This is a genomic window from Nocardia sp. NPDC004573 (assembly GCF_053602135.1).
In genome coordinates this window covers 509,685-522,853 of the sequence record NZ_JBSGDA010000001.1, presented here as the reverse complement: position 1 = coordinate 522,853, position 13,169 = coordinate 509,685, and the positions used below count along the sequence as shown (strand labels likewise).

Genomic DNA, 13,169 nt, shown 5'->3' with positions numbered 1-13,169 from the left:
GACGTGACGATGCCGACGCAGCCCCGCCGTTCCCCCGGATACTTCCCAGGCAATGACGACAAACATCCGGCGCTGATCACCGAGGCGGCGCCTTCGCTGGAGGATCAGCACCGCGCTCGCGTGCGCCGATACACGATCATCATGGCGTTCCGCATACCGTGCCTGGTCCTCGCCGCGGTCGCCTACAGCGCGTTCGGCAATCCCCTGTTGTCGATCCTGATCATCGTCGCGTCGATCCCGCTCCCGTGGATCGCGGTGCTGATCGCGAACGATCGCCCGCCGCGCCGAAAGGACGAACCCAGCCGCTGGGACCGGCCGCGCACGGCCATCGAGTCGCGCCCGCACAACGCCATCGACAACTGACGGCTCCGGCGAGGCCGGCTCACCGCACGCCAGGGGCCGGTGCCGGAACACGGCGGATGATTGCCGACATCACAGCGGCGGCGCCACACAGGCCGCCCGCGACGTACCAGGCGAGGTCGTAGTCGCCGTGGACGTCACGAATGACGCCTGCGCCGGTGGCCGCCACCGCGGAGCCGATCTGGTGGGCGGCGAACACCCAGCCGAACGCGACGGGACCGTCGGCGCCGAACAGTTCGCGGCACAGCGCGACCGTCGGCGGCACCGTGGCCACCCAGTCCAGGCCGTAGAAGACGATGAACACCCACAGGCTCGGCCGCGTGTCCGGCCCGAGCAGTGCGGGCAGGATCAGCAGCGACAGCCCGCGCAGCGTGTAGTAGCCGATCAGCAGGTAGCGCGGATCCATCCGGTCGGTCAGCCAGCCCGAGGCGATGGTTCCCGCGACATCGAAGACGCCGACGACGGCCAGCAAGCTCGCCGCGGTGGTGGGCGGCATGCCGTGGTCGTGCGCGGCGGTGACGAAATGGGTACCGACCAACCCGTTGGTCGACGCGCCACAGACCGCGAATCCGCCTGCGAGCAGCCAGAATCCGGGACGGCGGGCGATCGCGGCGAGCACCGTGAGCGCGCGCGACGCGCCACCGGCGGCGGGGACCCGGAGACCCACTGCGCTGTCCGGCGCGGCGCCGTACGCGCGCACGCCCAGGTCGCTCGGATAGTCCCGGACGAACAGCAGCACCAGCGGCGCCACGGCCAGCGCCGCGCCCGCGACGATCAGCGACGGCATTCGCCAGCCGTGCGCCTGCGCCAGCGCCGACACCACCGGAAGAAAGATCAACTGTCCGGTCGCGCCCGCGGCGGTGAGCACGCCGGTGACCAGACCGCGCTGCCGCACGAACCACCGGCCGGTGATCGTGGCGACGAACGGCATCGACATCGATCCCACGCCGATTCCGACCAGCAGCCCCCAGGTCAGCACCAAGTGCCACGGCCTGGACATGAACACCGTCAGCCCGCTGCCCGCCGCGACCAGCAGCAGGGCGCAGGCCACTACCCGGCGGATGCCGAACCGATCCATCAGCGCGGCGGCGAATGGCGAGATCAACCCGTACAGCAGGAGATTCAACGAGACGGCGGTCCCGATCGTTGCGTGCGACCAGCCGAACTCGTCGTGGAGCGGATCCATCAGGACGCTGGGCACCGACCGGAATCCGGCAGCGCCCAGCAGCGCGACGAAGCCGATGCCCGCGACCAGCCACGCCGGATGCAAGCGGCGGCGCGGCGCGGCGTCGAGGGGAATCAGGGGTGGCGTCTGCAGTTCGGTCACCCGACGAGCGTGCCGGAATCATGCTCACGCAACGAGTGGCTGGAATGTCACATACCGCCGAATTCCTGCCAAACGCGGACGCGGCGGTATTTTCTCGACAACGCGGGCACGCGTACCTAGGGTCGCATCGAGCCTCGCGCACCCGACCGATCGGACCCGGTTCGTCGTGGGCGACAAGAGAGGAGTGAACATGATTCGGTGGATCTGGGTCTTCCTGGACCGCCCGACGCAGCGTTTCGACGACTGCGCGAAGTTCTGGTCCACGGTCACCGGCACCGAGCTCTCCGCTCGGCGCGGCGCGAACGACGAATTCCTCACCTTGTTGCCCGACCCCGCGCTGTTCGCCGCCGCCGGCGTCAAGATGCAGGCGGTGACCGGGCTCGGCGGTGTGCACCTCGACCTGGACGTCGACGACATCCCCTCTGCCGTTCGCACCGCACTCGGCCTGGGTGCCGAACTGGTCGCGAACCATCCGGACTACGCCGTGCTGCGCTCCCCCGGCGGCCAGACGTTCTGCCTGACGCCCAGCGGTCGCGCGACGAGCACGCCCGCGCCGGCGGTGCGTGCCCCGGACGGCACGTTGTCGCGGCTGGACCAGGTGTGCCTCGATATCGGCCCCACCGACCACGAGGTGGAGACCCGCTTCTGGAAGCTGCTGACCGGATGGACCTACGAACCGGGGAGGCGGCCGGAATTCGCCCGGCTGCGCTCCGCGGACACCCAGCTTCCCGCGCACCTGCTGTTGCAGCGCCTCGGCGAGGACCGCCCGACGAGCGCCCATGTCGACCTGGCCGCGAGCGATGTCGAAGCGACCGCCGCATGGCACGAGTCGCTCGGCGCGACCGTGGTGGAACGACACGAGCACTGGATCGTCCTCAGCGATCCGGGGGACGCGCTGTACTGCGTCACCGGCCGCGACCCCAGCGGAGTCTGATCGAACCCGTCCGCGGCCGGGACACCGCGGCCACCCGATCGGCACCCGGCGGCAGCGGTGGCAGAGTACCGGTGTGCCTACGAACCGAACGACGACCACCGGATCGCTGCTCACCGCGCTGTGCCCGGATCTGCGGACCGCACTGACCAGGGTGGGCTACGACGCCGACACCCTGCTCGCGGCACTGGGCGACGCGCATGCGGCGTTGGGGCGCTCGGAGCCGGTGCCGGTACGGCGAGCCGCACGCGCGGCCGGCGAACTGGGCACGCTGATCCGCCTGCTGTTGCTCGGCGACGCCCTGCCCGAGCGGGAGGTCGCCACGGCGCTGGCGCCCGTACAAATCGACCATGCGGTCGCCGCGGGGCTGCTGGATCGCGACGGCGACCAGGTGCGGGCGGCGCTCGACCTGCGGCCGCTGGACGCGGGCGCGGGCACGCGCTGGGTCCTGTCCGATCTCGACGATTCGATGCGCCGCCGCACCCTGACCGAGGATCACGTCCTCGGCGTCGGCCACGCCTCCCTCTCGCTGCTGCGGGCCACGCCCACCCGGCCGGTCGGCACCGTGCTCGACCTCGGCACCGGTTGCGGTGTGCAGGCGGTGCACGCCGCCTCCTACGCACAGCGCGTCACCGCCACCGACGTGAACCCCCGGGCGTTGTGGCTGGCCGAGGCCACCGCGGCGCTCAACGAGCTGGACGTCGAACTGGTGGCGGGTTCCTGGTTCGAGCCCGTGCGGGGCAGGCGCTTCGACCAGGTGGTGGCCAATCCGCCTTTCGTGGTGGGCCCGGGGCGTATCGAGCACACCTATCGCGATTCCGGCCTCGCGCTCGACGGCGCGAGCAAGTTGGTGATCTCCCAAGCCGCCGACCTGCTCGTCGCAGGTGGCACGGCGGCCATGCTGGCCGCGTGGGCCCATGTCGAGGACGAGGACTGGCGCGGACGGGTCTCGTCTTGGCTGCCCGCGCACGGCGTGGATGCCTGGGTGGTGCAACGGGACGTGGCCGACCCCGCACTGTATGTGGGCACCTGGCTGCGGGACGCGGGCGCGGACCCGCGGGATCCGGACGCGCAGGCTCGCGCCGAGCGCTGGCTGGACGCCTTCGAGGCCGCCGAGGTGGAGGGAATCGGATTCGGGTTCGTCTACCTGCGCGCCATCGACGGGCCGACCGAACTGCTCGCCGAGGATCTCACCCATGGTTTCGACGATCCGCTCGGCGAGGAGGCCGTGCGGTACTTCGAGCGCTCGGCCTGGCTGCGAGCGGTCGCCGCGGACGAAAACCTCGCTTGGTCTTCACGTTTCGCCGTGAACCCGGCGACCGCGCTGGAGCGGGTGTATCTGCCCGGCGTCGAGGGGTGGACGCCCGAGGTGGCGCGGCTGCATCGCGGCGACGGGCCCCGCTGGCAGCACGAAGTGGATGAGGTCACTATCTCGCTGCTGGCGGGAATGCGCGCCGACGGCCTGCCGTTGTACGAGCTGATCGAACTGCTGGCGCTCGCCCACGGATCCGACGAGGTGGGCGCCGAGTTCGCCGCCGACGCGTTGTCCGTGGTCACCGGGCTGGTGCGGCACGGGTTGATCGAGCCCGTGTGAGCGCACGACAACCGCGCGCCGGCCGGTGCAGGCCCTGGCCGGGGAACGTCCCCCCACTGCGGTGCTTCTCAGGAACTTCTCAGACGAGAGGGGCGAAAACCGCTGCTCAGAGCGGTTTACGCGAGCCGTAACGGGGAACTTTCTTCCTGTCGGGTCCGTTTATCGGAGTGAGACACCACCGACAGGAGGCAAGTCATGACAAGCCCCGCCACCACTCGTGTGCGCACCAGCGATTCGGACATCGACGCTCAGAGCCCTGCCGCCGACCTGGTACGCGTGTACCTGAACGGGATCGGCCGCACCGCGCTGCTCACCGCTGCGGACGAGGTCGAGCTGGCCAAGCGCATCGAGGCGGGCCTCTACGCGCAGTATTTGCTGGAGACCGGCAAGCGACTGTCGGCGACCCGCAAGCGTGATCTCGCGATCATCGTGCGCGACGGTCAGGCCGCCCGGTCCCACTTGCTGGAAGCCAACCTGCGTCTCGTTGTCTCGCTCGCCAAGCGTTACACCGGCCGCGGCATGCCGCTGCTGGACCTGATCCAAGAGGGCAACCTCGGGTTGATCCGGGCCATGGAGAAGTTCGACTACGCCAAGGGCTTCAAGTTCTCCACCTACGCCACCTGGTGGATCCGGCAAGCCATTACCCGCGGCATGGCCGACCAGAGCCGCACCATCCGGCTGCCCGTCCACCTCGTCGAGCAGGTGAACAAGCTGGCCAGGATCAAGCGTGAACTGCACCAGCAGCTCGGACGCGAGGCCACCGACGAGGAATTGGCCACCGAATCCGGCATTCCGGTCGACAAGATCTCCGATCTGCTCGACCACAGCCGCGACCCGGTGAGCCTGGATATGCCCGTCGGCAACGACGAAGAGGCGCCGCTGGGCGATTTCATCGAGGATTCCGAGGCGACCTCGGCCGAGTCCGCGGTCATCGCCGGTCTGCTGCACCACGATGTCCGCAGTGTGCTCGCCACCTTGGACGAGCGCGAACAGCAGGTCATCCGGCTGCGTTTCGGCCTGGACGACGGGCAGCCGCGCACGCTGGACCAGATCGGCAAGCTCTTCGGTCTGTCCCGCGAGCGGGTGCGTCAGATAGAGCGTGAAGTCATGGCGAAGCTGCGCAAGGGCGAGCGGGCCGACCGGCTCCGCGCCTACGCCAGCTGATCACCTCCCGGCGCCGGACGCTCCCAGACAGCGCCGGTGTTCGGCTCGGTGACCCTTCCGCCGGGGTCACCTTCCCGCGCCGACCGGTCAGCGCGCGTACCCGTCCCCTCCGGGTGTCGCGCGAGCCGGTCGGCGGTGTTGTCTCCCCTGACGTGCAGGCGCGGTGTTGTCTCCCCTGACGTGCAGGCGCGGTGTTGTCTCCCCTGACGTGCAGGCTCAGCTCTGGTCCACCGCAATGTCGTACTTGACGGTTTCGCCGTCGACCGAGGTCACCGTGAGCAGCACACCGAGCGTGTCGCCACCGGCGGTCAGCGTGCAGCGCATGGTCGTCCCTTCCTTCCCGGTGAGATCGCCGGGGCAATCGATCGAGTCGGGCTCCTGCCCCACCTTCTCGGTGAGCGAGTCCTTGACCGACTTCTCCAGGTCGGCCTCCTGCACCTTCGGCGTGCCGATGCTCACCGAACACGCGGTGAGCGCCGCTGCGAGCAGCGACAACAGGGCGAGGCTACGGATTTTCATGTGCGAGACGGCCTTCCTTCCAGGACGAATGTGGCATCCCCAGATCGTGCTGAGCGCGATCGTCCGTTAGCGACCGTCCCCCAGGTGACGTGTGCGAGCCGACGGCTCAGCCGCGCCACCCACCTGGTGGCATACCGTGGGACCGGAAATACTCACCCCAGCCGACGCGGACCGGTGTCGAACCGGCTCGGCTCCGGGCCGATACGGCCGCGTGCGTAGAGGATCTCCGCCGAAGTCGGCGAGGCCAGCACGGGGTCGAAGGACAACTCCCGCATCTCCGGCAGATCATCGAACAAAGCCGAAATGCGCTGGGCCAGTTCGGCCAGGGCCGCCTTGTCCACGCGGGGGCTCGCCGGGGTCCCCGACAGCAGCGGCGCGGCCCGCGGTGCGTCGATCAGGGCCGTCGCCTCGTCGGCGGTCAACGGCAGCGCACGATAGGCGCGGTCACCGAGCAACTCGATGATCAGCCCGGACAAGCCGAACTCGATCACCGAGCCGAACGAGGGATCGTCCTGCACTCGCAGGATGCAGCCGACACCCTTGGTGGCCATCTTCTGGATGTGCAACACGGGGTCACCGCACAACTCCGCCAGGTCCGCGTATCCCTGCCGCACCGCTTCCGGTCGCCACAGATCGAGCCGGACACCGGTGAGATCCGGTCTGCGCCGCCAGTGTTCGCCGGTCGCCTTGGCCGCCACCGGATAGCCGAGTTCCTCCGCCGCCGCGACCGCCTCCTCGGCATTGCGCACTTCCCGGAATTCCACGACCGAGATCCCATAGCAGGCAAGCAGTTCCACCGTCTCCAGATCGGTGAGCCGGCGACCACCCGACCCGGCCATCCAGTCGGCCACCAATTGGCGCGCGCGGTCGGTGTCGATACCCTGCGGCCGCACCACCGGCGACACAGGTCTGGTGCGCCATTCGGCGTAGCGCCGGACCCGGGCCAGAGCCCGTGCGGCGCGTTCGGGATCGGGATACGACGGTATCGACCCGTGCGCCGTCGCGGCTCCCGGGCCGCGCACGGCGAGCAGGTTCGGAATCCCTTGTTCGGCCACGAACGTGGTGAGGATCGGTTTCCCCGCCTCGGGTACCGCGGCCGCCGCCGCGCGGATGGCGTCGGCGAAACCGGCGGTCGGCAGCGGGACCGGGGGAGCGAAAACCACGATCACGGCATCGGTCTCGTCGGACCGCAGAGCCGCGACCAGTGCGTCCAGGTACGCGCCCGGCGTCGCCTGCGGTCCAAGGTTGACCGGCTCGGCGACCTCGAGCCCCTCCCCCTGCGCCGCGTCGACGGCCAGCCAGTTGAGTGCCGTGCTGTTGCCGACGACCGTCAACCGTGAGCCGCGCGGCAGCGGCTGGTAGCCCAGCAGGGCTGCGCAGTCGAACAGTTCGGAGATCGAGTCGACCTGAACGATGCCCGCTTGGGCGAACAGATCCCGCACGATCGAACGGTCCATGTCCCCCGCGGGCTGGGCGACCGAGCGGCCGCTGCTCACCGCGACGATCGGTTTCGTCCGGGCGACCCGGCGCGCGATCCGGGAGAACTTGCGCGGATTGCCGAAGCTCTCCAGGTAGAGCAGCACCACATCGGTGTCCGGGTCGCTGTCCCAGTACTGCAGCAGGTCGTTTCCGGAGACGTCGGCGCGGTTACCCGCCGACACGAACGTCGACAACCCGAGATTGCGCGCCGCCGCCTCACCCAGGATGGCCGCGCCCAGCGGTCCGGACTGGCAGAAGAATCCGATCCGCCCGCGCCCGGGCAGCACCGTGGCGAGCGTCGCGTTCATGGCGACCGCGGGGTCGGTGTTCGCGATGCCGAGCGCGCTCGGCCCGACCACGCGCATACCGTGACCACGCGCGGCCGCCACGAGTTCCCGTTCGGCTGCCGAACCCTCCTCGCCGGTCTCGCCGAAACCCGCGGTCAGCACCACAAGCCCTTTGACCCCTTTGGCCATGCAGTCGTCGAGCACGGATCCGATCGCCGCGGGCGGCACCGCGACCACGGCGAGATCGACCTCGTCGGGTATTTCCCGGACCGTCGCGTAGGCCCGGACCCCGCGCACCGACTTGCGGTTCGGGTTCACCGGGAACACGGGCCCCTGGAACAGGCCCGACAGCAGATTCGACAGCACCGCACCGCCGACGCGCCCCGTCGCCGGCGTGGCCCCGATCACGGCGACCGACCGCGGGGTGAGCAGATTGCCCACGCTGCGCGCCTCCGAGGCGCGTTCGCGCGAATCACGCACCGACAGCAGCGCTTCGGTGGGGTCGATGGCGAATTCGAGGTGCAGCACCGAGCCGTCCCTGCTGCGCTCGACCTGATAGCCCGCGTCCCGGAACACCGTCACCATCACGGTGTTCTCCGCGAGTACCTCGGCGACGAAGGTCTCGATCTTGTTCTCGGCGGCGGCGCCGGCCAAGTGCTCCAGCAGGATCGAGCCGAGCCCGCGCCCCTGGTGCCCGTCGGCCACTACGAACGCGACCTCCGCGGCGCGCGGCCCGTCCCGCTCCAGCAGTTCGTAGCGGCCCACCGCCACGATCGCCTCACCCAGTTCCAGCACCAGCCCGACCCGGTCGTGATAGTCGACATGCGTGGTGCGGTAGAGGTCCTTCGGCGAAATCCGGGGATACGGCCCGAAATACCGCAGGTACCTGGTGCGATCCGACAGCGCGCTGTGGAAGTCCTGCAGGCGCTCGGCGTCGTCCGGTGTGATCGGCCGCAGCCGGACGACGCCCCCGTCGGAGGCCAGCACGTCCGCGAACCAGTGCTGCGGCGGCGGAGGGGGGGTCGCAGGGGTGTCCGCAGTATCGGGAAAGTCAGTCACGAGGGTCCTCCGGGTCCAGTCCCAGCAACCCGAAAGTCGCTCGGCGGGTGGCCAGCACGGCCATGTCGACGGCACGTTGGGCGCGGTCGACCCGCGCGTCACCGGTCTCGCCGGTGCCGCCGGGGCCGTCCCACGGACGGTAAGCGACGTCGCCGCCCTCGCCCATCGTGCGCGGCGGGTCGGCTCGCGGCGCCGCCGCGCGGATCGTGTCGATCCAATCCTGTGGTATCGGCGTCGCGGGGTCGACGGTCCGGTCCAACGCGGTGGCCAGCAGATGGGTCCAGGCCCGCGGCACCACGCGGACCAGGCCGTACCCGCCACCGCCGACGGCAAGCCAGCGACCTTCGGCATACCGATCGGCGAGGTCGCGCATGGCGAGGAAGGCCGCGCGCTGTCCGTCTACGGTGAGTTCCAGATCGGCCAGCGGGTCTTCGCGATGGGTGTCCACCCCACACTGGCTGACCACGATCTGCGGCCCGAACGCCGCCACCGCGCCGGGCACCACGGCGTGGAAACCGCGTAGCCATTGCGCATCCCGGGTGCCTGGCAACAGCGGCAGATTGATCGCGGTGCCCTCCCCCGCGCCCACGCCGGTCTCCTCCGGCCAACCGGTATTGGGCCACAGGGTGGCCGGATGCTGGTGCAGCGAGATGGTGAGCACCCGGGGGTCGGCGTAGAAAGCGTGCTGCACGCCGTCGCCGTGGTGCACGTCCACGTCGATGTATGCGATCCGGTCGAAACCGTGGTCCAGCAGCCAGGAGATGGCCACCGCCGGGTCGTTGTACACGCAGAAACCCGCCGCCGAATCGGGCATCGCGTGATGCATGCCACCGCCGATGCTCACCGCTCGCTTGCTGCGCCCCTCCGCGATCGCCCTGGCCGCGGCCAGGGTGCCGCCGACGATCGTGGACGCGGCCTGGTGCATGCGCGGAAACACCGGATTGTCCGGGGAACCGAGGCCGTAGGGCGGGGCGGCCGGCGAACCCACCGGCGGCACGGCGCGTTCCACCGCCTCGAGGTAGTCGGGCGTGTGGATGCGCAGCAGCTCCGGGCGGCCTGCCTCGGCGGGTTCGAGCAGTTCGACACCCTCGAGCAAGCCGAGGCTCTGCGCCAGCGCCATGGTGAACTTCAGGCGAGCGGGCTGCATCGGATGCTCCGGCGTCCAGGCGTAATCCAGGAACCGTTCGGTCCAGACGACCGTCGCGGGCCTGCTCGGTGCGGGCGGGATCGGCGTCCGCGGTTCGCCGCGCGGTGCAGTGGCCATGATCGCAACGCTAGCGGGAAGCAAGCAACCCCGCGAAACGTTCCTATGCAGTACAAATACAAGAAAGACGCTCGCGGCCGCCTGCCGTGCGCCGATCGGGCCCCGCAATGCCGCCGGAGATGTCGTGCGCAGCGTGGAGCGACACGATCCGGCACACGGAGGTGCCGTCGCGCGTGGGTAGAATTCGTGCCGACGAAGGGGTAACAGGTGAAGGATCTGGTCGACACCACGGAGATGTATCTCCGTACCATCTACGACCTCGAGGAGGAGGGCGTGGTGCCCCTGCGCGCCCGGATCGCCGAGCGCCTCGAACAGAGCGGCCCCACCGTCAGCCAGACCGTCGCCCGGATGGAGCGCGACGGTCTGCTGCTGGTCGCCGGCGACCGTCATCTGGAGCTGACCGAGAAGGGGCGCAGCATGGCCGTCGCCGTCATGCGCAAACACCGGCTGGCCGAACGCCTGCTCGTCGACATCATCGGCCTCGACTGGCAGAACGTGCACGCGGAGGCCTGTCGCTGGGAGCACGTCATGAGTGAGGACGTCGAGCGCCGCCTGGTCGAGGTGCTCAACCACCCCACCACCTCCCCCTACGGCAACCCCATCCCCGGCCTGGACGAACTCGGCGTCATTCCGCCCGCCGCCGCCGACGAGACGCTGCTGCGCCTGTCCGACCTGCCGCACGGCCAGCAGCACGCCGTCGTCGTGCGCAGGCTCGCCGAGCACATCCAGACCGACCCCGAGGTCATCGGCCGGCTGCGCGAAGCGGGCGTGGTGCCCGACGCCCGCGTCACGGTGGAGACGAAGGCCGGTTCGGTGGTCATCACGGTGCCCGGCCACGACGGCTTCGAACTGCCCGACGAGATGGCGCACGCCGTCCAGGTGAAGCTGGCCTGACACGTGAAACTTCTCGTCACAGGGGGCGCGGGCTACGTCGGCGGCGTCTGCGCCCAGGTTCTGCTGGAAGCCGGCCACGAGGTGGTCGTGGTCGACGATCTGTCCACCGGCAATGCCGACGGCGTCCCTTCCGCCGCCCGGTTCGTCCAGGGTGACGTGGCGGTCGCCGCGCCCGCGCTGCTGGCTTCCGAACCCTTCGACGGCGTCCTGCATTTCGCGGCGCAATCGCTGGTCGGCGAGTCGGTGCAGCAGCCGGAGAAGTACTGGCACGGCAATGTGGTGAAGACGTTCGAGCTGCTGGAGGCCATGCGGCTCGCGGGCACGCCGCGGCTGGTCTTCTCCTCCACCGCGGCGGTCTACGGGGAACCGGAACAGGTGCCGATCACCGAGGACGCCCCGACCCGCCCGACCAATCCGTACGGCGCGTCGAAGCTGGCCATCGACCACGCCATCACCTCCTACGCGATCGCGCACGGGCTGGCGGCGACCAGCCTGCGATATTTCAACGTCGCGGGCGCCTACGGCGGGCTCGGTGAGAACCGAGTGGTGGAAACACATCTCATCCCGCTCGTGCTGCAGGTCGCTGCCGGGCACCGCAAGGCGATCTCGGTCTTCGGCACCGATTGGCCCACCCACGACGGCACCGCGGTGCGCGACTACATTCACATCCGCGATCTCGCCGAGGCCCATCTGCTGGCCTTGGCGACCGCGGAAGCGGGCACCCACCGGATCTACAATCTCGGCAGCGGTACCGGATTCTCCGTTCGCGAGGTGATCTCGGCCTGCGAGCGCGTCACCGGCCTGCCGATCGCCGCGCAGGACGCGCCCCGCCGCCCCGGTGACCCGGCGACGCTGATCGCCTCCAGCGAGCGTGCCATCGCCGAACTCGGCTGGCGCCCCGAGCACAACGATCTCGACGAGATCGTCACCGACGCCTGGGCTTTCCTTCAGTCGCTCGGCGCCCGCGCACACAGCGCGAAGTAACCGGCTCCACCGCGCCCGAGTCGGTTCCGCACCGACTCGGGCCGCCGAGACCGCGTCACCGCACCGGAGCCAGGATCGTCGCGACGCCGTGTGCCCGGCGAAGGCACTCTGCCTCGCGAAGTCTCCGGAGCCGTTCGGAATCGGACTGCCCACCGCCGACTGTCCACCGCCGACCCTTGTCTCCGGCTTCACGACGACGGTGTGCCGAGGTCGACGCCGAGACCGGCGGCGGTCCGATAGCCACTGTGCGCGAGCCGCCGCATCTGTTCCGGACGCATGCCCAGGCGCAGCGAAGTGTCCAGCAGCAGTGCCATCGGGTGACCCGGATCCGCTTCCAGCGCGGCGTCCAGCGCGATGCCCGCCAGCGGCCCGTCGCCACGGACGTAGGCACTGTATCCGAGCAGAGCGGCCGCCTCGGCGCGGTCCGTGCCCGACAGCGCGCGGGTCAGCGCCGCCCACACCGCCTCGGCCGCGGCGGCGTGGTCGCCCACCGCCAAGGCGAACATCGTGTCCCGCACCGCCCGATCGCGCAGGGCCGCGGCCATTTCGGCCAACTCCGGCGCCAGTAGCTCGGCGCCCGAGGCGGTGTTGGCGATCTGCCACAACATGTGCTCGAGCGCTTGCCTGCTGTATCCGATCGGATCACCGCGACGCGCCGCCACCGCGTAGCGCTCGCGTGCGCGCGCGACCGCGTCCGCCAAGTGCGCCGCCACCTCGGCCTGCGCGGCCGGATCCGGCGCGACCAGAGCGGTGAGCTCGGAGCGTGAACCGCGGATCGGCCTGCCGTCCAGCACGTGGGTCAGCGTCACCAGGGAGGCCGCCGGGTCTCGCAGCACCCCGCGCCGTCGCGGTCCCGTCACCGTCCACCAGCGCTGCCCAGCGGTGATCGACCGCACCGCCCACACTCCCGCGAGCGAGATGTCACACGCGGCCAACCGCCTGCCGAGCGAGCCGACCAGCACGTCGAATCGACCGGCCGCGCACGCGGGCCGGTCGACGCCGGCTTCGGGCTCTACGGCGCGTTCGTCGACGAGAACGGCCAGGACCTCGGCCGCCTCGTCGTGCGCACAGATCCGCGCGATCGCGGACGCCAAGGTCGCGCCACGTACCCGCCGGCCGCCGGGCGAATCCAGATCGAACCGCACCACCGCGTCGACGATCGCACCACCGCCCGCAGCGTGCCGTAGGACGAGCACGACCACCGACCGTTCCGGGGTGAAGCCCAGCATCGCGGGCACGGCGGCGATCAACTCCGCCGGGTCGTCCACACACACGGCCTGTTCCGGGGAATTCCGGAACGGCGGAGG

At 70.3% G+C, this 13,169-nt stretch carries 11 protein-coding genes; 6 read left to right on the top strand and 5 right to left on the bottom strand.

Annotated elements, in window-relative coordinates:
- Positions 1-9: 9 nt before the first annotated feature.
- Complete coding sequence (locus tag ACWEKR_RS02570) at positions 10-363, top strand: DUF3099 domain-containing protein (RefSeq protein ID WP_228829183.1); 354 nt, start codon at positions 10-12, stop codon at positions 361-363.
- 19 nt (positions 364-382) lie between these two features.
- Here the strand turns inward: ACWEKR_RS02570 and ACWEKR_RS02565 are convergent, their stop codons facing one another.
- Positions 383-1,687 (bottom strand): MFS transporter, encoded by a 1,305-nt coding sequence (locus ACWEKR_RS02565; protein ID WP_452352935.1) that lies wholly within the window; start codon positions 1,685-1,687, stop codon positions 383-385.
- Positions 1,688-1,877: 190 nt separating this feature from the next.
- Here ACWEKR_RS02565 and ACWEKR_RS02560 point away from each other — a divergent pair, with 190 nt between their 5' ends.
- The 3 genes from ACWEKR_RS02560 to ACWEKR_RS02550 all read left to right on the top strand — a co-directional run bounded on the left by ACWEKR_RS02560 (position 1,878) and on the right by ACWEKR_RS02550 (position 5,376).
- The gene (locus ACWEKR_RS02560) at positions 1,878-2,621 is read left to right on the top strand and encodes a VOC family protein (RefSeq protein WP_195083706.1); all 744 of its coding nucleotides are present in this window, start codon (positions 1,878-1,880) and stop codon (positions 2,619-2,621) included.
- Between the two features lie 73 nt (positions 2,622-2,694).
- Positions 2,695-4,212: a DUF7782 domain-containing protein gene (locus ACWEKR_RS02555; RefSeq protein ID WP_452352934.1), complete on the top strand. Its 1,518-nt coding sequence runs from the start codon at positions 2,695-2,697 to the stop codon at positions 4,210-4,212.
- Positions 4,213-4,407: 195 nt separating this feature from the next.
- Complete coding sequence (locus ACWEKR_RS02550) at positions 4,408-5,376, top strand: sigma-70 family RNA polymerase sigma factor (RefSeq protein ID WP_195083708.1); 969 nt, start codon at positions 4,408-4,410, stop codon at positions 5,374-5,376.
- 216 nt (positions 5,377-5,592) lie between these two features.
- Here the strand turns inward: ACWEKR_RS02550 and ACWEKR_RS02545 are convergent, their stop codons facing one another.
- From ACWEKR_RS02545 to ACWEKR_RS02535, 3 genes are all read right to left on the bottom strand, one after another.
- Positions 5,593-5,895: a DUF4333 domain-containing protein gene (locus tag ACWEKR_RS02545; RefSeq protein ID WP_452352933.1), complete on the bottom strand. Its 303-nt coding sequence runs from the start codon at positions 5,893-5,895 to the stop codon at positions 5,593-5,595.
- Between the two features lie 152 nt (positions 5,896-6,047).
- Positions 6,048-8,720: a bifunctional acetate--CoA ligase family protein/GNAT family N-acetyltransferase gene (locus ACWEKR_RS02540; RefSeq protein WP_452352932.1), complete on the bottom strand. Its 2,673-nt coding sequence runs from the start codon at positions 8,718-8,720 to the stop codon at positions 6,048-6,050.
- A complete protein-coding gene (locus ACWEKR_RS02535; protein ID WP_452352931.1) occupies positions 8,713-9,984 on the bottom strand; it encodes an acetoin utilization protein AcuC in 1,272 nt (423 codons plus the stop codon). The genes ACWEKR_RS02540 and ACWEKR_RS02535 overlap by 8 nt, the downstream gene beginning before the upstream one ends.
- A gap of 207 nt (positions 9,985-10,191) precedes the next feature.
- Between ACWEKR_RS02535 and ACWEKR_RS02530 the strand changes: the two genes are divergently transcribed.
- Both ACWEKR_RS02530 and galE read left to right on the top strand, forming a co-directional pair.
- Positions 10,192-10,878, top strand: coding sequence for a metal-dependent transcriptional regulator (locus ACWEKR_RS02530; RefSeq protein ID WP_195083712.1), 687 nt, complete (start codon positions 10,192-10,194; stop codon positions 10,876-10,878).
- Between the two features lie 3 nt (positions 10,879-10,881).
- Complete coding sequence (galE, locus tag ACWEKR_RS02525) at positions 10,882-11,862, top strand: UDP-glucose 4-epimerase GalE (protein ID WP_452352930.1); 981 nt, start codon at positions 10,882-10,884, stop codon at positions 11,860-11,862.
- Positions 11,863-12,050: 188 nt separating this feature from the next.
- On the opposite strand, the gene ACWEKR_RS02520 is transcribed toward galE, so the two are convergent.
- Entirely contained in the window at positions 12,051-13,130 is a 1,080-nt protein-coding gene (locus ACWEKR_RS02520) for a DUF4192 domain-containing protein (RefSeq protein ID WP_452352929.1), read from the bottom strand.
- Positions 13,131-13,169 lie beyond the last annotated feature (39 nt).